The organism is Sphingobacterium sp. B16(2022) (assembly GCF_012030425.1).
GTDB classification, from domain to species: Bacteria; Bacteroidota; Bacteroidia; order Sphingobacteriales; family Sphingobacteriaceae; genus Sphingobacterium; species Sphingobacterium anhuiense.
Genome location: NZ_JAAUVN010000001.1, coordinates 287395 through 308744 on the forward strand (window position 1 = coordinate 287395; position 21350 = coordinate 308744).

Here is a 21350-nt window from a genome sequence, read left to right on the forward strand (position 1 = left end):
ATGAGCAGCAATATCAATTTGATTGACTCTTTCCAAGAGTTTAAAGAGTTTAAAAACATTGACCGACCTACGGTTATTTCTGTCTTAGAAGAAGTATTTCGTAGTATGATCCGTAGACGTTTTGGTACAGATGAAAACTGTGATGTTATCGTAAATCCTGATAATGGAGATTTAGAGATATGGAGAACACGCGTTGTTGTTGAAGATGAATTTTCGGAAGATGATGATCTTGAAATTGAATTAACAGAAGCGAAGAAATTTGATGCTGATTTAGAAGTTGGCGATGATTATATTGAACAGATAACGTTAGAGAGTTTTGGTCGTCGTGCTATTTTAGCAGCCCGTCAAACTTTGGTTTCAAAAGTTTTGGAATTGGAGAAAGACGAAGTTTTCAAAAAGTATAAAGACCGTGAAGGGGAGTTGGTGATCGGCGAGGTTTATCAAATCTGGAAAAAAGAATTGCTTGTGTTAGATGATGACGGTAATGAATTAATTTTACCGAAGACAGAACAAATTCCTGCAGATTATTTTAAGAAAGGTGATAGCATTCGTGCAGTCGTTTATAAAGTGGATATGATGAATAATAATCCTAAGATTCTTATTTCTCGTACTGCTCCAGAATTTTTACAACGTTTATTTGAACTGGAAGTTCCTGAGATTTTTGATGGTTTGATTACGATTAAGAAAATCGTTCGCGAACCAGGAGAACGTGCTAAAGTGGCAGTAGAATCTTATGATGATCGTATTGATCCTGTTGGTGCTTGTGTGGGTATGAAAGGATCTCGTATTCATGGTATCGTTCGTGAATTGCGTAATGAAAATATTGATGTAATCAACTTTACAACGAATCATTCACTTTACATTACACGTGCATTAAGCCCAGCTCGTATTAGCTCAATCAAGATTGATGAAGAAAATAAGACGGCTGCAGTGTATTTAAAATCTGATCAAGTTTCTTTGGCAATTGGACGTGGTGGACACAATATCAAATTGGCAGGTAAATTGACAGGTTATGAGATCGATGTTTATCGTGAGAATGACGAGTTTGATGAAGATGTGGATATCGAAGAATTCAGCGATGAAATCGAAAGCTGGGTAATTGATGCATTGAAACGTGTAGGTTTAGATTCAGCACGTTCAGTATTGGCATTGACAGAAGAAGAGTTGTCTAGAAGGACTGACTTGGAAGAAGATACGGTAAAAGACATTTTACGTATTTTACAGGCTGAATTTGAATAAAATGAAGCCACATAATTTATTTTCATCTCTATTTCGAATTTAATTGTTATAGAGATGTAAAAAAAACATATTTTTGTATTAAATATTTAATTAGTTAAAATAATAGATGACTGAAGGAAAAGGTACAAACCTGCTTAAAGCAGCAAAGGAACTCAATATTGGCATATCTACTGCCGTAGATTGTTTAGTGAAAAAAGGGTATGACGTCGACGCCAAACCTGGTACTAAGCTATCCGGAGAGATGTACAATGTGCTGTTGAAAGAGTTTCAAGGTGACAAGATCGTGAAAGATGAAGCTAAACAAATTGTGATTGGCAAAATTCGTCGTGATGAGTCGCCAGTCGCTTCTCCTAAAGAATCATCTAAAAATGACGATTATGAAGAAACTGCAGCTTCAAAAGATATTTTGATAAAAAATGCTGCGGTAAATACAAGAGAAGAATCTAATGCAGATAAAAAAGAGAATCCAGTTGAAAAGGTAACGGGTTCTGAGGCAAAGGAAAATTCATCAAATACACACACTGGAGGTATGAAGGTTGTGGGTAAAATTGATTTAGATGCTTTGAAAAGAGGATCTAAACCTAAGAAAGAGGAAACTCCAGAAGTGAAAGCTGAAACTCCAAAGGAAGTGGAGAAGAAGCCTGAGGTAGTTAAAGAAGCAACTCCTACAGCTCCAAAACCTATCGTAAAAGAAGAGCCTAAAGTAGAAGTTCCTAAAGCTCCGATAGTGGAAGCACAAAAAATAGAAGAGAAAGCGCCAGAAGCACCTAAGGTTGTCATTGCTGCACCTCAAAAAGTTGAAGTTAAAACTGAAGCTCCTAAAGTTCAAGAGAAGAAAGTGGTAGAAGAAAAGCCAAAAAATGAAAAACCTGCTGTGAAAGCACCGGTTGAAACTCCTGTAAAGGAAGTGAAAAAAGTTAATCCTGCAGATGAGGTTATTAGTGCTAAAGCAGAGAGATTAACAGGTCCAAAAGTAATTGGTAAGATTGAATTGCCTACGGCAAGACCTTCTCATCGCGATAAGCCTGTAGCATCTTCTTCAAGTGCTACTGGTAATGATCATAAGCGTAAACGTAAACGTACGAATAATACAGGAACTCCGCCTCAGGGTGGTGGTACCCATCCAAATCGTACTGGAGGTCCAAACCAAGGTGGTGGAAATCATCCAAATCGTACTGGTGGAAATCATCCAGCAGGGAATAATCAAAACCGCCCAGCAGGAGGTCCAGGAGGAAATAATCAAAACCGTCCAGCGGGAGGTCCAGGAGGACATCATAACCGTCCAGGAGGTCCAGGTGCAAATAAAGGTCGTCCAGCCTTCAACAATAGAAGTAATGGACCTAATGTACCAAAAGAGGAGCCTACTGAAAAGGAAATCCAAGATCAAATCAAGGCTACATTAGCGCGCTTAAGTGGTGCTGGTAAGTCGGGTAAATTTGCTCAACGTGCGAAATTGAGACGTCAAAAACGTGACGATGTCGCAACTAACGCGGAGGAGGAAGCATTAGAAAGAGAAATGCAAGCAAAAGTGTTGCGTGTTACAGAATTTGTAACGGCAAACGAACTTGCTAACTTAATGGATGTGGCTGTTACACAAATTATCGCAACTTGTATGAGTTTAGGTATGTTTGTTTCAATTAACCAACGTCTAGATGCAGAAACTTTAACCATTGTTGCTGATGAATTTGGTTACCAAATTGAATTTATCAAACCTGAAGATGAAGAGATTGCTGATCTTGAAGAAGCTGACAATGAAGATGCATTGATTTCTCGTGCTCCGATTGTTACGGTAATGGGTCACGTCGATCACGGTAAAACATCTTTGTTAGATTACGTGCGTAAAGCAAATGTAACAGGTGGTGAAGCAGGTGGTATCACGCAACATATTGGTGCTTATGCGGTACAATTAGACGGTGGACGTAAGATCACTTTCTTAGATACTCCAGGTCACGAAGCCTTTACAGCGATGCGTGCTCGTGGTGCAAAAGTAACAGATATCGTAATTATCGTTATTGCAGCGGATGATGCTGTCATGCCACAAACGAAAGAAGCAATCAACCACGCACAAGCTGCTGGTGTGCCAATCGTATTTGCATTTACAAAAATTGACAAGCCAGGTGCTAATACAGATCGTATTAAAGAGCAGTTGTCTCAAATGAATATATTAGTAGAGGATTGGGGTGGTAAATACCAAGCACAGGAGATTTCAGCAAAAACTGGATTGAATGTGGATCTTTTATTAGAAAAAGTATTATTAGAAGCAGAGATGCTTGACTTAAAAGCTGATCCGAACAAACGTGCTGTTGGTTCTGTAATTGAAGCTGCTTTGGATAAAGGTAGAGGTATTGTGACAACAGTACTGATATTAGGAGGTACTTTACGTGTGGGAGATCCTATTTTAGCAGGTTCTCATAGTGGTAAAGTGAAAGCTTTAACAAATGAACGTGGTGAGCGTGTGAAAGAAGCAGGTCCTTCTGTACCGGTTCAAATCTTAGGTATGGCTGGGGCACCTACTGCAGGTGATAAGTTCTATACTATGGAGAGTGAATCTGAAGCTCGTAATGTGGCGAATAAACGTCTTCAATTACAACGTGAGCAAGGTATGCGTGCTACGAAACATATTACTTTGGATGAGATCGGTCGTCGTTTGGCAATCGGTAACTTTAAAGAGTTGAACGTGATCGTAAAAGGTGACGTGGATGGTTCGATCGAGGCATTATCTGATTCATTATTGAAATTATCAACACAAGAGATTCAAGTGAATGTAATTCATAAATCTGTGGGTGCTATCTCAGAGTCAGATGTTTTATTAGCTTCTGCTTCTGATGCAATTATCATCGGTTTCCAAGTTCGTCCATCTATAGGTGCACGTAAATTGGCTGAACAAGAGCAAATTGATATTCGTCTTTACTCTATCATTTACGATGCTATTGCAGAACTTAAATCGGCAATGGAAGGTATGTTGGCTCCGAAATTTGAAGAGAAAATCGTTGCTAACGTTGAGATCCGTGAAACGTTTAAAATCTCTAAGGTCGGTACAATTGCAGGTTGTATGGTCTTGGATGGTAAAATTAACCGCAATAATGATATTCGTATCGTCCGTGATGGTGTTGTTGTTTTCACAGGTAAATTAGCTTCATTGAAACGTTTCAAAGACGATGTGAAAGAAGTTTCATTCGGTTATGAGTGTGGTTTGAATATTCAAGGATATAATGATATTCAAGAAGGTGATATCGTTGAAGCATACGAACAAGTTGAAGTAAAACGTAAGTTGTAATTAAACAATTTATCATACATAAAAGGAGCGTTTTTAATAAGACGCTCCTTTTTTTATGAGTTTTAAAACACACAGATAGTTCTTGATAGGAATTGGGAGTTAATTATAAGATCTTATCCATATTCCTAAAGTAAGATCATTTCATTAAAATCGTGCAAATAGAACGGATGATCTGAAATGAGTATTTTTTACCGTAATGTTTTTTTTATATTAAAGCGACTTACAGTTACTGTTTCTACTTTATAAGTTTCTTACTATCCAAAAACCAATTACAATGATAAAAACGATTACAATTGCTTTATAACCAAATAGTATCTTTCGCCATTTAAGCATTTTTGGCGTCGGCGATTTTTGATATTCAAAGATTAATCCTGTGATGATATAGGGGATAGCGATGATCAGTAAAAAATTTTGCCTCCATGCGTTTTGGAGGTCAAAATTTAAAAGATAATGTATGGCGCGTTGTGATCCACATCCGGGACATTTGTAGCCTGTAATGACATAAAATGGGCATTTAGGAAAAATGTCATACTGTATCGGATTAAAGAACTTATATGTAAGAATTAAGATGAATAGAAGTATAATCCCAATGGACCATAGATAATATTTCTTAATTACCATAATTAAATATAGATCCAACAACACCTAAGATCATCAATAGTACATACAATACTGTCATCACAATGGAAACAATAAAACCAATTTTAGTCCATTTTTTAGCTTCATCTGATGCTCTTTGTGCACCTTGCAGATCTCCTGCATAGAATCTGTATAAAAGTACTTTTTCATATTTTAGAGTTTTATAATTTATTTAAATATAGAAAAAAAGGGCAGAGTTGATGTTTTTTGTAAAAAATTTTTATGCTTTACCCTATACCAACTTTATCTTTTTGTCAGTTTTATGTGTATAAAATCGTTCCAGATATTATGATCATTCAGCTGTTTCCAAATACCTGAAAATTCATTGTTCTCCTTACTGAACCCACCGTTAAACTTTAAGTTAGTTCCGGTAAATGTCCAAAGGTGATTGTCTAATATAGCATTCATAAAGCCAGATTGACCTTGATTGTTATAATATTGCATGCTGTAATGTTGACGTACGACGTCATATCCTATAATTTCATGGGTAAGGCTATTTGACGTTCCTATCATGACATTTGCCTGGTGCAAAATAAAAGAATTGTCTAGAATCCAATAATATGTATCAGTCCCTTTGATTTTAACTGCAGGAGCATTATTGGTTTTTAGAATAATACCTTCGGTATCCCAAGTTCCTATAAAATGATTTAAATGCTGTTTTGCTATTTGATCCATTTTTGATTCTTAAGGTCAATTTTTTTATGAACTGTAGTCCAGAATATTGGTATTTACAACCTTTATTTTTTTAATAGATGTGCTCGATTATATTCATAATTCATTCGTGCAATATTGAGTACTGAAATACCTTGTGGACATTCAACTTCACAGGCTTCCGTATTGGAGCAGTGGCCAAAGAGTTCTTCATCCATTTGATTCACCATAGCAATGACCCTGGTAAGTCTTTCTTCTTTACCTTGTGGGAGTAATACCATATGGTTGATTTTGGCTGATGTAAAAAGGGCCGCACTTCCATTTTTACAGGTGGCAACACAGGCTCCACATCCGATACAGGCAGCAGCATCAAATGCCGCTTCTGTCACTTGATGTGTTACGGGAATGGTCAGTGCGTCCGGTGCTTGTCCTGTATTGATTGATACAAATCCACCTGAAGAGATAATGCGGTCAAATGCAGAACGATCTACTTTTAAATCTTTTTTTACAGGAAATGCTTCAGATCTAAATGGTTCGATAAAAACCACTTCACCATCTTTGAAGGACCTTAAATGTAATTGACAGGTAGTGGTATTTTTCAGCGGTCCATGCGCAATACCATTTATCATCATACCACATTGTCCACAGATTCCTTCACGACAGTCGTGGTCAAATTCAACAGGTGTGTCATTCGCTAATATGAGCTTTTCATTTAATGTATCTAGCATCTCTAAAAAGGACATATGCGGATTGAGGTTTTCCAAAGTATAGTCTACAAGTTTGCCATCAGCATTTTTATTCTCTTGTCTCCATATTTTTAGATGTAATTTCATAGCTTGAATTTTAATTATTTATAACTACGTACAATTGGTTGAATGACTTCAAAAGATAGTGGTTCTTTATGAAGAATGGGAACAGATGCGTTGTTCCATTCCCATGCCGAAATGAATTGATATTCCGCATCATTTCTTTTTGCTTCGCCTTCAGCTGTCTGATATTCTTCACGGAAATGTGCACCACAAGATTCATTTCTAGTCAAGGCGTCATAGCACATTAATTCTCCAATTTCGAGGTAATCAGCGACTCTTCCTGCTTTCTCTATTTCTGTATTCATTGTTTCCTCATTTCCCGGAATATGAACATTTCTATAAAACTCTTCCCGTAATTTCTGAATCTCCAAGATTGCGAATTTTAATCCGGCTTCATTTCGTGCAAGGCCACAGTAATCATATAGTATTTTACCAAGAGTTTTATGGTAATAATCCACAGTTTTGGTTCCTTTGCTTTTGCTGAATTGTTGCAATTGTGTTCTGACTTCTTGCTCTGCTTTCTCAAATTCCGTATGATCCGTTGATATTTTTCCCGTGTGGATATCATCTGAGAGATAATTTGCTATGGTATAGGGAGCAATAAAATAGCCATCCACGGAGGCTTGAAGGAGAGAATTTGCTCCTAATCGATTAGCTCCGTGGTCTGCAAAATTAGCTTCTCCTAAAGCAAATAACCCAGGAATTGTCGTCATTAATTCATAATCTACCCAAAGTCCTCCCATTGAAAAGTGGGCCGATGGAGAAATCATCATTGGTACTTGATAAGCATTATAACCGGTAATTTTTTCATACATGTCGAATAAATTACCATACTTTTCTTTTATTTTGTCTATTCCTTGTTCTTTAATGGCTTTAGAAAAATCCAGATAAACGGCATTTTTTAGGGGACCGATTCCAAATCCGGCATCAATTCTTTCTTTTGCAGCGCGTGAAGAAATATCTCTAGGGGCTAGATTTCCAAATGCGGGGTATCTTCTTTCCAGATAATAATCTCTTTCTTGTTCTGGAATGTCATTAGCAGAGCGCTGTTCATTTTCTTTAAGTGGTACCCATATGCGTCCATCATTTCTTAAAGACTCGGACATGAGTGTTAATTTAGATTGATAATCTCCAGACTGCGGTAATGATGTCGGATGAATCTGAATCCAGCTTGGGCTGGCCATTAATGCACCTTTTTTATGCGCTCTCCATATAGCAGAACCATTGCAACCCATCGCTAAAGTCGAAAGATAATAGATTTTCCCATAGCCTCCAGTAGCCAGTACAACAGCATGTGCGGCATGGCGTTCAATCTCGCCGGTATCTAGATTTCTGATAATTACACCACGCGCTTTTCCTTCTATAATCACTAGATCTAACATTTCATGACGGGCATGTAATTTGACTGTTTTTTTTCCGACTTGACGCATAAGTGCTTGATAAGATCCAAGTAGCAATTGCTGTCCGGTCTGTCCTCTTGAATAAAATGTTCGGCTTACTTGAACACCACCGAAAGAACGATTGTTGAGATAGCCTCCATATTCTCGACCAAACGGGACACCTTGAGCAACGGCTTGATCGATGAGATTGAGGGAACATTCAGCCATTCTGTATACATTAGCCTCTCGCGAACGAAAATCTCCTCCTTTTAAAGTATCAACAAACATCCGGTAGATGCTATCGCCATCATTCTTATAATTTTTTGCGGCATTGACACCGCCCTGCGCCGCGACAGAATGGGCGCGTCTTGGACTGTCTTGAAAACAAAATGATTTTACATTATAACCCATTTCACCCAATGATGCAGCAAGAGAGCTTCCCGCTAGCCCAGTTCCTATTACGATGACATCTAGTTTTTTACGGTTTGCCGGATTGACTAATTTTGCAGTTTTTTTATAGTTTTCCCATTTTTTCTCTAAAGAACCTTCGGGGATTTTTGCATCTAAATTCATATTCTTAAAATATAAAGGTTTAGCTATTGTGTCAAATAAATGTAGATGGGCATCATAGCAAACCCTACACTAATAATAATGGAGTAGGCTATGCCACAGGTTTTGATCCACTTTACATATTTTGGATGAAAGAGCCCTAAAGTACGAATGGCACTATGTACACCATGAATGAGGTGGTAGCATAATGCAACCATAGATAAGACGTAAATGAGCACATACCACCATTCTTTAAATGTGGTTACTACCAAAATATAAAGATCTTTATTACCATTGCTATCTATTGGTGGACTCCCGAATTTATAGACGTACCAAAAATTTTGAAAATGAATGACTAGAAATATTAAAATAATGGTACCTAGAATACCCATGTTGCGACTATACCATTTACTCGCCCTTTGTCTTTGATCACGTTGGTACTGTTTTCCGGATTTTCTATTTTTAAGGGTAATGACCAAAGCATCCAGGGCATGTATCAGAATGCTTGAATAAAGTACATATGAAACTATTTTTATTAAAATATTACCAGATAGAAATTGAGAATAGGCATTGAACTGTGTATGGGCCTGTTCGGAAGGTAAAAACAGTTGCAAATTTCCTAAAAAGTGAATGATAAGGAAAAAACATAGGAATAAACCTGTCAAACACATTACTAATTTTCGAGATAGGGTTGATAACATAAGCAAAGAATTAATAATAACCGATTATTTTCATCCACAGACCACCAACTGCCATGTAGATCACGAGTAACAGCACTCCAATTTCAAAACCCTTTACCCACCATGACTTGAGATCTACATAGCCACTACCGAAATAAACAGGAGCAGGACCATGTCCATAATGTGTAAGGACACCATATATAGATCCTACGAAACCAAGCATCATCGCCAATAGCATACCTGGTATACCTAAGGAAACTCCTACTCCGAGCATAGCGGCGTACATTGCCGCAACATGTGCAGTGGCACTGGCAAAAATATAATGGCTGTAGAAATAGACTAAAATGATGACAGGAAAGGCAACAATCCAATTTAATCCGCCGATCTCCGTTTTGATCAAATCACTGAACCAGCCAATAAAACCAAGTTCATTTAAAGAGCTGGCCATCATGACAAGTACTGCAAACCACACAATGGTGTCCCATGCTCCTTTCTCTGATTTTACATCTTCCCAAGTCAGGACAGATGTGAGCAATAACAGTGTCAGTCCAATAAATGCTGTAGTTGTGGCATCTATGGATAGTGATCCTCCGAAAATCCATAATCCCAACAATATAAAAAAAGCAAGTAACATCAGCCATTCATTTGTTTTTATAGCACCCATTTCTTTTAATTTTTCAGTAGCCATCTTAGGTGCATCAGCAGTTTTTTTTAGTTCTGGTGGGTATAATTTGTATAAAACTAACGGAACAATAAAAAATGCAACAATTCCGGGTACAAATCCAGCTGCAGCCCACGACATCCAAGTGATATTTATACCCAAATCTGCAGCGAATTTCTGACACATGGGATTACTCGCTGTTCCAGTAAGAAACATTGATGAGGCAATGAGGTTCATGTAATAACTATTAAGCGTTAAATATGAACCGATTTTTTTATGAGTGCTCGGATCTTCTGGCAGAGATCCAAAACTAATAGCCATTGATTTCATAATGGGGTAGATGATACCTCCACCACGGGCAGTATTACTAGGAATAGCAGGAGCAAGACAAACGTCTGCAAGCCCCAATCCATAAGCTAATCCCAAAGAACTTTTTCCGAATATTTTGATAAATATAAATGCTATTCTATTTCCTAAGCCGGTTTTAATAAAACCTCTTGCTATAAAAAATGAGATTCCTATAAGCCAGATTACTTTATCACCAAAGCCACTTAATGATTTGGTAATGGATAGAGAGGCATTACCAGGAGCTAGAACCTGTGTAAAAGCGGTGAACCCAATGGCCAACATACACATGGTACCCATAGGAGCAGCTTTTAGTATGATACCCAGGATTGTTGCCGCAAATATAGCAAATAGGTGCCAAGCCTCGGGTGACACACCCTTTGGTATAGGTATAAACCAAATAATCAATGCGAAAGCAAAGGTTATACCCATCTTTTTAATGTCCACTTCTTTCATATTTTCTGTTTAAGGTTATAATCGACTTTGTACTTGTAAAATGAACAAATTACCATTGTATTTGTTTGTACTTTCAATTTGATGTTTATAATAATCCATCTGCATACCCATTTGTATTCTAGCCCCGTAGTTTTTGAGAAATTCCAAGCTTACCATAGGAACTAAAGACTGTCTGGGATTAGATTTTTGTCTGAAATCAGTATCTAAGTATTCATATCTACAAGAAAACTCAATAGCTTTCAGGTTTTTATAATCAATTTCATAACGCATATTCGGTAAGAAGTAAGCTCCTCGCATTTGGTATTGATAAATATCTTGTAGTCGCTCTGTTTCTTCGAGACTGAAGTATAGATTGTGATTAATCGCCTGCTTAGCTTCGATCTGAAAATCTATATTCCATTTATGTGCAAGCTGAAATTTAGACGATACATCAAATGCTAAAGCATGTACATTTCTTTTAAACACGGTACCCGTACCACCGTTTAAACCAATACTGAAATCATATTTTTTTGCCAGATCAAATACGATCCTTGTTAAAAATTGTTTTCCATTATCTTTATCCGAAACCTGATTTTTTCCATTTCCATTCACAACAGAAACGGCATAACGCATTGGTATGGTTCCTAACGGTAATGTACCGCCTACGGAAGCCCCAATTTGAAAACTTGTCCAACCATTTTTTCCAAATTCGGTATATTGGTTAGACCATTCCAATGATTTGATGATATCCACGGGATAAGTTTCTTCTAATCCAAACCAAGGTCTGAACTGTCCAACGGTAATGGCAACTTTGGGATTAAAACTGTACCGTAGGTAAGCGTTCTCTAAAACTCGGGTCTTGGGATCATTTTTAAAATCAGCAAAATTTGCTAAAGCAACAACTTCTACTCTTCTGCTAATTTGTCCTTTGAGTTGCGCGCGCATGTATTTGAGCGAAAAGGAATTATTTGTGCCCTTATCATCTGTATGGTGAAGGCCTTCTACATCAACATTTTTTTTAAGACTTGTTGTAAACCTTCCTTGAAAAAGCCCCTTGAACTGAAATTTGGGGTAACTTTCTAAAATTTCTCCTTGCGTACTATCGGGCACTTGGGCGCGAGCCGATATACTGTATAAAAGTAAAAATCCAATTAAAGTGCATGTTGGAAAAGGTAAGTTTTTTTTCATATAAAATAGTTAATGTAAAAGAACAGGGAATTATGAGCTATAAATTTTAATCTATAGCGCGTATTTTATAGTCTATTTGGTTACTAATGAGCACAACTTGCTTTGCTCATATATAAAAATAAGGAGATAAATCTATATAATGAAGGAAAAAATATAATAATTCAATATTTTTTTAAGTTCAAAGATTATTTCATGCTGTTTTGTAAAAAAGTCTAGCAAAAGTGCTTTCTTATTGTTTAATATAGAAGTAACATTTCTTTGCTGTGCTTGAGCATTGGATTCTTTTGATTGCTCACTTCGGGAGAAGTAAATTAATGAGTATAAAAAAAGCCTTCATCGTGGACAGATGAAGGCTTTTGGTCTCACTATATTAATAATGAGCTACATTTTTTACAATAAGGTATTAATTGCTTTGAATAAGCTCATTCAAAGATTTTGCTATTTCAGGATCTGCGTAATCACGCCCACCTTCCATACGATCTACCATCTCTCCCTTTTTGTTAATGATTACCGTAGTTGGTATTGCATTTCCTAAGAAATCTTGCGGAATATCGCCATTTGGAATATACACTTGTAAATCATATTTATTTTCGGTCATAAATGCTTTTGATTTTTCCATCGTGCCATCTACATCTACCATTAAAAATACGATCTCATCATTACCCTTGAAGGATTGTTTTAAAGTGTTGATAGAAGGCATTTCATGAATACAGGGAGGGCACCACGTCGCCCAAAAGTTAATGAATACCACTTTACCTTTTAGTGAGCTTAGGGTGATATCTTTTCCATCTTCATCTTTAAAGCTAACCTCGTTTGCTTGGATAGCTTTAGTAGCCACTGTACTATCCTCTGCTGTTTCGTCCGACTTTGAATTTTGCGTGTCTTTAGTTTTTGAATTGCAGGATATAGCTGTAATGCTGCATGCAATCAAAAGCATGCCGATCATTTTCCTATTGAATTGGATTTTCATATTTATTTCTATTTGTTTATTTTTCCTTCTTTAATTTCTTCTGATGGCTTTAATATGATTTGACTTTCTGTCGAAATTTGGCCAAATACTTCCGTTAACGTATCCAAATGTACGCCTTCCTTGACAGGAATGCGTTTAATTTCTTGATCGTCTAATATAAGTATAAAAGTGCCAGCCTGTGTCGTTAGAACACTTTTTTTAGGTACCCAACTAGATGGAGTCTTACGTTTTAGTTTTAATTTAACTTGTGCATAGTCGCCTCCTTGTAATTCGCGTGATGGATTGTCGACATCAAATTCTAGTGTAAGTGACCGATCTTGCTGATTCAGTAATCCTGAAGTACGGGATAATGTTGTCTCAAATGTTTTTCCAGGCTGTGAACTTACGGTGAAATTCGCTTGGACACCTTGCTGAACAGAAGCCGCATGTTTTTCTGGAAGTGACAAAGTTAAGCGTAATTTATTACCTTGTGCCATCATGAACAGCGACTGGTTGGATGAAGTTCCTGCCAATGCTCCTACGGAAACATTTCGCTCTGTAATGACGCCATCGAAAGGGGCAGTGATACGCAGATATTGCTGTAATTGTGATGTATGGGTCGTACCAGCTTTAGAAGCTTCGTAAGCTGCACGTGCACTTTCAACAGAACTTTTTGCTCTGTCTAATTCAATTGCCGCTACAGCACCGGCTGTCGCTGATGCATCTTTCAAACGATCATATGCTTGTTGTGCAAAGAGGTAATCGTTATATATCTTTTGCTCAGTAGCTTTGTCAGAAAGATATCGTTGATTCATTTCAGGGGCCTCTAGTATCGCCAATAGCTGTCCTTTACGTACATGATCACCACGGTCTACATATAACTGTTTTACAAATCCTGATACTTTTGCAAAAACAGCCACCTGTTCATAAGGTTTCAGTTCTGCTGGAACTGAAATCTCATATTCCGGATTTATGAACTGTACCGCCACAGTACTATAATTTATTTGTTTGTCCACCTTTTTATTCTCTTTTTTAGTTTTTTGTTCTTGCTGAGCGCATGACATACATGTAATTAGGAGCAAAGCAAAGCCAGTTAAACTTGATATTTTATATTTAGAGATTGTCGTATTCATGATGTGATATTTTATAGGGATGATGTTTTTTTATTAGAATAATACTGACTTGTCTCATCATCAGGATCTAGAGATGGGCTACTAACTGATGTTCTGGACATGAGTGAAGAAAAGAAATGCGGTAGAAGCAGTAAAATAACAATTGTAGATGCAATAAGACCGCCAATAACAGCTCTACCGAGAGGTGCTACTTGTTCGGCGCCATCTCCAATACCTATCGCCATAGGCAACATACCGGCAAGCATGGCCGCGGCAGTCATTAATATCGGACGCAATCTTGACGAAGCAGCTAATCTTGCCGCGTTTGTAGGTTTTAAGGCCATGTTTCTTCTGTAATATTCAGCTTGATTTATGAGCAATACGGCATTGGATACCGATACACCAATGGACATGATAATACCCATATATGATTGTAAATTAAGAGTACTGTTCGTAAGAAATAATATAATTAAGCTCCCCGTAATCACAGCAGGAATGACTGATAGGATAATTAAAGGAACTTTAAAAGACTGGTAGTACGCAGATAACATCAAGAAAATAGCAATAATAGCTACAGCTAATCCTGTCAAAAGATTGCCTAATGTGTCGTCAAGAAGTTGCATTGTACCTTCAGTCCATATACTAACACCACGTGGAGGTTCGCCCGCATCTTTTATAGCTTTTTTTACGACTGTAGAAGCTGTTCCCAAATCTTGATTGTAGACATTTGCTATGATCGTGACATATCGGTTAGGACCTTTGCGGTTTACTTGTGCCGGAGCGGTTACTCGGCGAACAGTAGCAATATCTTCAAGTACCGGACGGAGGTTTCCTTTCTTTAAAGGAAGCGATTTAAGCCTTTCTTCTGATGACATGATATGCTCGGGGATCTGAACCTGAACTTGAAAAACAAGCCCCGATTTCGGATCTACCCAAAGATTTTTATCTGTAAAACGGGTAGAAGAGGTGGCGGTCACTAAGCTCTTCGTAATTTCCTGCATGGTCAATCCAAACTGTCCGGCCAAGTCACGGTTAACTTCAATTTCAAGAGTAGGGTAGGCGATTGGTTCAGCAATTCGTACATCTCGTAAATAAGGTATTTCTTTCAAATTCGATTCAATTTTCGAAGCATGTGTATTTGCTGCTTTAAGCTGTCCGGCACCAACTTTAATTTCAATGGGCGTCATAGCTCCCTGTCCCATTATTTTTTCTGTCAGTTCCATCGGTTCAAAATTGAACTTTATCTGTGGATGATTCTGAGTTATTGAAGTTCTTATTTTTTCTTTCAGGTCCTCCATAGATCCAGCATACAAATTTTGATCTACGGATACTTGCAGTACCGCTTCATGTGAAGAACTTGTGAACAGAAAAATAGGATTGATCGGGGATGTAGCAGGTTGCATGCCTACGAAAGCAGAAGTTATCGCTATGCCATCTTCAGGAAGCTGTGTTTTGATAGCATCAGTAATGGAGTTGACGATCTGTTCTGTTTTTTCGATTCTGCTTCCTTGTGGGGCTTGTATACGTAATTGGAAGTCACCACTATTTGATACAGGCATGACATCGGTTCCGACGAAATTTAATAATAAACCGATTGTTCCCCCAGAAAGTACGATATAGAGTAAAAAAAGACCAAGTGATTTTGCGGACCACTTACGCATTCTGTAAGAATAATTTACTCTGAATTTCTCAAAAAAAGCTTTTTTTCTATTCGTTTTACTTACAATTTCCTGTTTATTTTTCATTAACCAATTCGCCAAAATAGGTACGAATGTTTGAGAGGCAATAAAGGATGCTACCATTGCAAATGCTACAGCCATTGATAAAGGAATAAACATGTCCTTAGGAATACCGGTCATAATGAAAGCAGGAGTTAACACTGCTAAAATGCAAAGTAGAATTAAAAGCTTTGGAACAGATATTTCAAGCAACGCATCTAAAATAGCGCGCTGTTTTCCTTTTTTCATTTCCATATGTTGATGGATGTTTTCGATCGTCACTGTAGCTTCATCGACAAGAATACCGATCGATAGGGCTAAGCCGCTTAGTGTCATGATGTTGATGGTTTGTCCAAATAGGTAAAGAACCATAACAGCCGAGAGTATAGCGATCGGTATTGTCAGTACTACGATAAAAGCCCCCCGCGTATCTCCTAGAAATAAGAAAATCATCAATCCCGTAAAAACAGCACCGAGTATGCCTTCATGTATCAGATTAGAAAGTGAGCGCTCAATGTATTTGGATTGATCAAACTCGTAACGGACATCCACATCTTCCGGAAGTTGATTCTTTAATTTATCCATGGAGGACTTTAAATTATTTACAGCATCTAGTGTAGAAGCATCTGCTTTTTTGATGATAGGCAGGTATACGGAGCGTTTCCCGTTGACCAATGCATATCCCACTGTTTGATCTGCGCCATCTGACACTGAAGCGACATCTCTGACATAGATGGTACGGTTGTCAGTGGTCTTGATCGGTGTATTTAAAAACTCCTCCGGATTTTTAGCGATTGAATTAATTGGAGCCATTAAATTTTCATCGCCTATACGGATATTTCCGGCAGGAGAAGGAATACTGCTTTTGGTGATGGCAATTGTAATGTCTTCGGCACTTAGTCCGCTGGCCTGCATCGCTTCGGGATCAATATCGACGACAATTGAACGCGCATTACCTCCAAAAGGTGCGGGTGCGGTGATCCCGGGGATTTCGACAAACATCGGTCTGATTTTGGTTAATACAAGTGTCTGTATTTCATTGATCGAGAGTTTGTCACTTTCAAAGACCAACTGACCTACCGGTAATGAACTTCCATCAAAACGGACTACCATCGGCGGTACTGCACCAGCAGGTAGAAAGCCCATCGCTCTTGAAACTGAAGTAGATACTTCTCCGGCTACTTGTGCCATGTTGGTACCTGGATAAAAGGTAAGCTTCATCAGGCTGAGCCCCTGTACACTTTTAAAGTCTATATTTTTAACACCGCTGACAAATAGGAGCACCTTCTGAAATTCATTTGCCATAAATCCGTCCATATAGGCCGGGGATAATCCGCCATAAGGCATAGCGATATACATAGCCGGTAATTCAACTTCAGGAAAGATGTCTACATTGATTTTTTTTATTGTGCTATAAGAAAAAAAGGCAATCGTAATGACCGCTACCATGATAGCAATGGGTTTCCTGAGCGCAAATCTTATTAGATTCATATCTATATATTAAAGGTTATTAAACAGATAATCGAAATTGGCCGTTAGCTCTGACTCATATGCCAGTAACATCCAATACGAACGGGAGGCTTCGATATGATTATTCTCGGCCTGTTCAAGTAAAATGCGGATCTGTAATAATTCACTAAGCGTGATCAGTCCACTTTTATAACGGGCTAGATACATACCATAAGCATCTTGTGCCTGTTTAACGGCGATTTGAGATTTTTGTAACTGCTTATATTGCCAGTGGCTTTTTGTTTGAGATGCTGATAGATCTGCTTCCATCGCATCCTGATATTGCGTTTGCAATAATTTAGCGCTGTTGGCCTCTTCATTTAATCCTTTACCTTTTAATCGGTTTGTATATAAACTTGTTATATTCCATGTTATGCCTATACCGACAAGCATATTATTCGTGTTATTTCTAAAACCGTCTTGCCATGCACTTGAACTTTTACCATTGGAGTTAACACCTGTTCCTCGGTAAGCATAGCCACCTAGTAGCTTTAATGATGGCATCGCTGCTCTCTTTTGGGCTTCTCCGCTTTGCGTATAGTATTGCATCTGTTTGCCTAATGCAGCTAATATTGGATGACTGTCGTTGATGCCCTGACTAGCATTTACATCCTGACTTTCCATAGGAGCTGAAAAATGCCGAATGGATGAACTGTACATAACAGTATCTTGATCATATAGTTCTTGGAGTTTGATATAGGAAGCATACTTATTACCGTTCCATTTATCATGCTCACCCATGGCCTGCACATAAGAAGAAGTAGCCAAAAGACTATCTGCCGCAGGTTTAAGACCCGAAGCCGCTAAACCTGAACTGATTTTACGGATATCATCTAAGCGTTCCGTATTTTTTTTAGACCATTCTAATTTTGCATGATTATAAAGCAATGTGATGTAGCGTTCAGAAAGTACTTTTTTGAGATTTAGGATGTAAGCATCCTGTTCACTAACTTTTTTCTGAACTAGCGTTTCTGCCACTTCATTTTCTTTTTTAAGTCTACCAAAGGTGAACAATTCCCATTCAACAGTAGCCGAAGCAAAGCTATTTGCTGCTAAACTGCTTCCTTCTAATGCTCCAGGATTACCGCTTACATTAAAAAAACCGGGCTGCGGAAAGAAAGCTCCGGCACTCCCTTCATAAGTGCCATAGGTGTTTTGAAATTGTGTTTTTACTTGTGGAAGATGAGTACTTTTTACAGCTTTGGCATTTAGCTCGGCCGCATTTATAGCAATTTTTTTAACAGCTATTCCAGGGTAGTTTTCTTCCACCTGAGACCATAAACTGCCCAGTGTGTTTTCTTTTTTTTGCTGTCCGTATAAGGGTAGCACGGATGCAAGGGCAAGCCACATACATATAGCTGCCACTATGTCTTTTATCATAATGATATTATGTTTTTGAAAAGCCGTTGAAATAACAACAAGCTGTCTAGAATAAAATAGAAGTTTTGCCTATTGAAAAGTAATGATCAATAGGATTATAGGAAGGTAAAAAGAAGTACTAAATTTGGAGATTGCGATCTCTTATAAAAATAGGAATGGAGCCTGATAGTTTCAGATTACCATAATTGGGGTGTACTTGTTGACTGCGGATAACAATGTTAAGCAGCAACATAAACGCAAGGGTAAATAATACAAGTGGAGTAAAATCACCAACATGAAAAGAAACAGCTTGTGATATCTGTGTATCTGTGCTTTCACTATTGATACATTTTTCAGCTACGTTGCTGGAAAATAGATTTCCATTTTTTATCGGAGCTTTTGTTGTATTACTTGTTATATCTGCCCAGCTTTTAATGCTACTTTTTATTGCACAGGAAGTCAACAGTACACAAAAAACCGTTGCAACGACAAATAAGATGCGTTGCGATTTTCTTGTGATATGTAGTCTAAAGCGGTTCATATAAAGGTAAAGCTAGGGCTTTTTATGCGAGCCAGCAAATATTGGGTGGTGTTTTTTTCATATCTAACAGTTTTGTTGCTGAAGCAGGTTTTTTCTAAAAAACAGAAAATTTAAATTTTATACTTCATTCAAGCTTATGAATAATACTTGCATTGCCAGTGAAAGTTCAAAATCACTCCTTCATGTTTTTTATTTTGCAAGAAGTGATAGTGCCTCCTCTAGTGTTTTTACAAAATTAACCTGTCTTCCTTTATTACTTTCATATATGAAATCAATTATGCTTTTGGAAGTGAATTTTGAAAAATCACCTATGATAATGATTTGCATGCGGTAATTAGAAAACTTTTGCAATACCTCTCCTGCGATTTTATTTTTGAGATCAAAAAAATCTGATATCAAATTTTTTTCGTGTACGATTACTTTAGAGAGATCCTCATAATAAAGATTTCCTATTAAATCTACGGCATCATCTGCCGTTTTTATGACTACAGCCTCGGAAATTAATTCTGCTACTTTAATGTGATTGATCTGGTGGAACGTGAAATTCATTATTTATTGTTTTAGTATTGGTATTCAAGATATGGTTTACAATTCTTCAATAATAGACTGCCCTAAAGATAGGTCTCCCGAAGTCCATTGCCAGCGTTCATGTAATCTTATCTTTCCATTCGGTAAGATTTCAGGTTTAGATTTACAGATTCCAGTCATTAATTTTCCTTCTCTATTCACCTGTTGATAGCGCATATCAATTTCCCTCTGCTCATTCACGATACTAATCAATTGACCATGGATGATTTTACCTCCATTATATTGAGCTGTTACAATAGAGTCAAGCTGTTTATAGTGGAAAACTGTTTCATGGGATGTTTCTCCATTATTGCTATTGTTTACAGCAGAAAAACGTTTGTTATTATAATTTATCATATTTTTTGAGGTAAATCTTCGTAATGAAAAACTTGAGGAAAGGGATCATAATAGTCGTGAAGCAGCTCTTTCCATTTTAAATATTGCGGAGACTGGCGGAATCCAATTTCATGTGCTTCTACAGAACTCCACTCCACTAGAAGTACATACTGGTTTTCTACCTCGATACATTTTTTTAGTGAATGCCTTATATAGCCGTCAATAGTTGCAATATATTGGCTGGCTGTGATGAAATCATTTTCAAATGCAAGCTGCTTACCTGCTTTTATATGTAATATCGCTAATTCTAATATCATCGGTTTGTTTAAATTATCAGTGAAAATCAAATATCATTGTGAATTGTTCTTAATACAAATTGCAATAAAAACACGTTGAAGTCTTTTATTATTAATATTGCAATTTAAAAAATATTTGATAGAATAAGATATATAGGCTACTGTGATATAGATGGAGTTTCTTTTTTGGATAGAGCGAGGGATTTGAGCCTTGTTCGTAACTCCTTGGTTTTGTTTCTTTTATAGTGCCTGGTTTTTGGGGGGCTCTAAAAGGTTTCGCTAAATCCAGTTTTCGTTTTCTACTTCTGATTTCTTATACAAAGATACGATATGAACAACATTATTTGATGTTTTAATTCTACTTTATACTTGTGTAGATGTTTGTATATTAATCTTTTTGCATTTGATTTTTTATATTTGGGTATACATGATTATAGTAAAAAATAGTCTTTTTAAAGATTGGCGAGAAAGTCTGTAATCGCTATGATGAAAATTTAAGACTCCGCATAATGAATGTTGTGCGAGATATTTTCCACTACGATATGTTTTATGGTGATTTTCAGCGAGCCTCTTATTCTCTTCGTAAGTAGGAATAGGGTCATCAGTAGATATAGCATCCAAAATCAGAACTGGAACCTTTAGATTTTGAAAGATGACAAGAGGATTGATATTGATAATAGAGGAAGCGTCTTTGCTTACATTTGGACTGCCAAAGATAGCTTATGCCATATGCAAACTATCTCGCATGTGGTTAATATTTAGGTTGACCATAATAGGTGGTTATCCATCTATTTCCCAAAGGTCGAATATAGCTGAGGATTTCAAATTGATTGGTCGTATCGCTAAGGTCGTATAGACTGCTGTAAGCTTCAAATTTGGTAGGATGATGTGAGAAATATTGCTTCTTGATTTTATTAGGAGGGGTTACCTCTTTCAGTTTTTGTTGTAGGTAGACATTTAGTATAAACAGCTTTAATGCGTTATTTTGAGGATATATAAGCCGCATATCAAGGTCGAATTGCGCATAGATGTGTGTTTGACTTGGACTCCAAATAGGACTTTGTAGTAGATAGGGGAAAGTGAACACTTAATGATTAAGAAAGAAGTTCAA

General features: G+C 37.3%; 19 protein-coding genes. 2 read left to right on the top strand and 17 right to left on the bottom strand.

What is annotated here, in order from left to right:
* Together nusA and infB are read left to right on the top strand one after the other, a co-directional pair.
* Entirely contained in the window at nucleotides 1-1239 is a 1239-nt protein-coding gene (gene nusA, locus HCX49_RS01310) for a transcription termination factor NusA (RefSeq protein WP_021189504.1), read from the top strand.
* Between the two features lie 106 nt (nucleotides 1240-1345).
* Nucleotides 1346-4516, top strand: a complete 3171-nt coding sequence (infB, locus tag HCX49_RS01315; protein WP_132771101.1) for a translation initiation factor IF-2 — start codon at nucleotides 1346-1348, stop codon at nucleotides 4514-4516.
* Nucleotides 4517-4756: 240 nt separating this feature from the next.
* Here the strand turns inward: infB and HCX49_RS25745 are convergent, their stop codons facing one another.
* The 17 genes from HCX49_RS25745 to HCX49_RS01400 all read right to left on the bottom strand — a co-directional run bounded on the left by HCX49_RS25745 (nucleotide 4757) and on the right by HCX49_RS01400 (nucleotide 21245).
* Complete coding sequence (locus tag HCX49_RS25745) at nucleotides 4757-5137, bottom strand: DUF2752 domain-containing protein (protein WP_132771102.1); 381 nt, start codon at nucleotides 5135-5137, stop codon at nucleotides 4757-4759.
* Complete coding sequence (locus tag HCX49_RS25750) at nucleotides 5127-5327, bottom strand: CD225/dispanin family protein (protein ID WP_132771463.1); 201 nt, start codon at nucleotides 5325-5327, stop codon at nucleotides 5127-5129. Before HCX49_RS25750 ends, HCX49_RS25745 begins: the two co-directional genes overlap by 11 nt.
* A gap of 71 nt (nucleotides 5328-5398) precedes the next feature.
* On the bottom strand, nucleotides 5399-5830 hold the full coding sequence (locus HCX49_RS01330; RefSeq protein ID WP_132771103.1) for a DUF1579 family protein: 432 nt from the start codon (nucleotides 5828-5830) through the stop codon (nucleotides 5399-5401).
* A 62-nt stretch (nucleotides 5831-5892) separates the two neighbouring features.
* Nucleotides 5893-6639, bottom strand: coding sequence for a succinate dehydrogenase/fumarate reductase iron-sulfur subunit (locus HCX49_RS01335; protein ID WP_132771104.1), 747 nt, complete (start codon nucleotides 6637-6639; stop codon nucleotides 5893-5895).
* A 14-nt stretch (nucleotides 6640-6653) separates the two neighbouring features.
* Nucleotides 6654-8567 (bottom strand): fumarate reductase/succinate dehydrogenase flavoprotein subunit, encoded by a 1914-nt coding sequence (locus tag HCX49_RS01340; protein ID WP_132771105.1) that lies wholly within the window; start codon nucleotides 8565-8567, stop codon nucleotides 6654-6656.
* A gap of 23 nt (nucleotides 8568-8590) precedes the next feature.
* Nucleotides 8591-9244, bottom strand: a complete 654-nt coding sequence (locus HCX49_RS01345) for a succinate dehydrogenase cytochrome b subunit (protein ID WP_031287985.1) — start codon at nucleotides 9242-9244, stop codon at nucleotides 8591-8593.
* A gap of 10 nt (nucleotides 9245-9254) precedes the next feature.
* Nucleotides 9255-10685, bottom strand: a complete 1431-nt coding sequence (locus HCX49_RS01350) for an anion permease (RefSeq protein ID WP_132771106.1) — start codon at nucleotides 10683-10685, stop codon at nucleotides 9255-9257.
* 15 nt (nucleotides 10686-10700) lie between these two features.
* The gene (locus HCX49_RS01355) at nucleotides 10701-11852 is read right to left on the bottom strand and encodes a porin (RefSeq protein WP_132771107.1); all 1152 of its coding nucleotides are present in this window, start codon (nucleotides 11850-11852) and stop codon (nucleotides 10701-10703) included.
* A gap of 403 nt (nucleotides 11853-12255) precedes the next feature.
* Nucleotides 12256-12822: a TlpA family protein disulfide reductase gene (locus HCX49_RS01360; RefSeq protein ID WP_132771108.1), complete on the bottom strand. Its 567-nt coding sequence runs from the start codon at nucleotides 12820-12822 to the stop codon at nucleotides 12256-12258.
* 8 nt (nucleotides 12823-12830) lie between these two features.
* Nucleotides 12831-13934 (bottom strand): efflux RND transporter periplasmic adaptor subunit, encoded by a 1104-nt coding sequence (locus tag HCX49_RS01365; RefSeq protein WP_132771109.1) that lies wholly within the window; start codon nucleotides 13932-13934, stop codon nucleotides 12831-12833.
* An 11-nt stretch (nucleotides 13935-13945) separates the two neighbouring features.
* Nucleotides 13946-17122: an efflux RND transporter permease subunit gene (locus tag HCX49_RS01370; protein WP_168125899.1), complete on the bottom strand. Its 3177-nt coding sequence runs from the start codon at nucleotides 17120-17122 to the stop codon at nucleotides 13946-13948.
* Nucleotides 17123-17131: 9 nt separating this feature from the next.
* A complete protein-coding gene (locus HCX49_RS01375; RefSeq protein ID WP_132771111.1) occupies nucleotides 17132-18520 on the bottom strand; it encodes a TolC family protein in 1389 nt (462 codons plus the stop codon).
* 118 nt (nucleotides 18521-18638) lie between these two features.
* Nucleotides 18639-19040, bottom strand: coding sequence for a hypothetical protein (locus HCX49_RS01380; protein WP_132771112.1), 402 nt, complete (start codon nucleotides 19038-19040; stop codon nucleotides 18639-18641).
* 189 nt (nucleotides 19041-19229) lie between these two features.
* Entirely contained in the window at nucleotides 19230-19589 is a 360-nt protein-coding gene (locus HCX49_RS01385; RefSeq protein ID WP_132771113.1) for a DUF4180 domain-containing protein, read from the bottom strand.
* A gap of 36 nt (nucleotides 19590-19625) precedes the next feature.
* Nucleotides 19626-19964 (bottom strand): n-acetylglutamate synthase, encoded by a 339-nt coding sequence (locus HCX49_RS01390; RefSeq protein WP_132771114.1) that lies wholly within the window; start codon nucleotides 19962-19964, stop codon nucleotides 19626-19628.
* A complete protein-coding gene (locus HCX49_RS01395) occupies nucleotides 19961-20260 on the bottom strand; it encodes an antibiotic biosynthesis monooxygenase family protein (protein WP_132771115.1) in 300 nt (99 codons plus the stop codon). Before HCX49_RS01395 ends, HCX49_RS01390 begins: the two co-directional genes overlap by 4 nt.
* 730 nt (nucleotides 20261-20990) lie before the next feature.
* Nucleotides 20991-21245, bottom strand: a complete 255-nt coding sequence (locus HCX49_RS01400; RefSeq protein WP_132771116.1) for a hypothetical protein — start codon at nucleotides 21243-21245, stop codon at nucleotides 20991-20993.
* Between the last annotated feature and the right edge of the window lie 105 nt (nucleotides 21246-21350).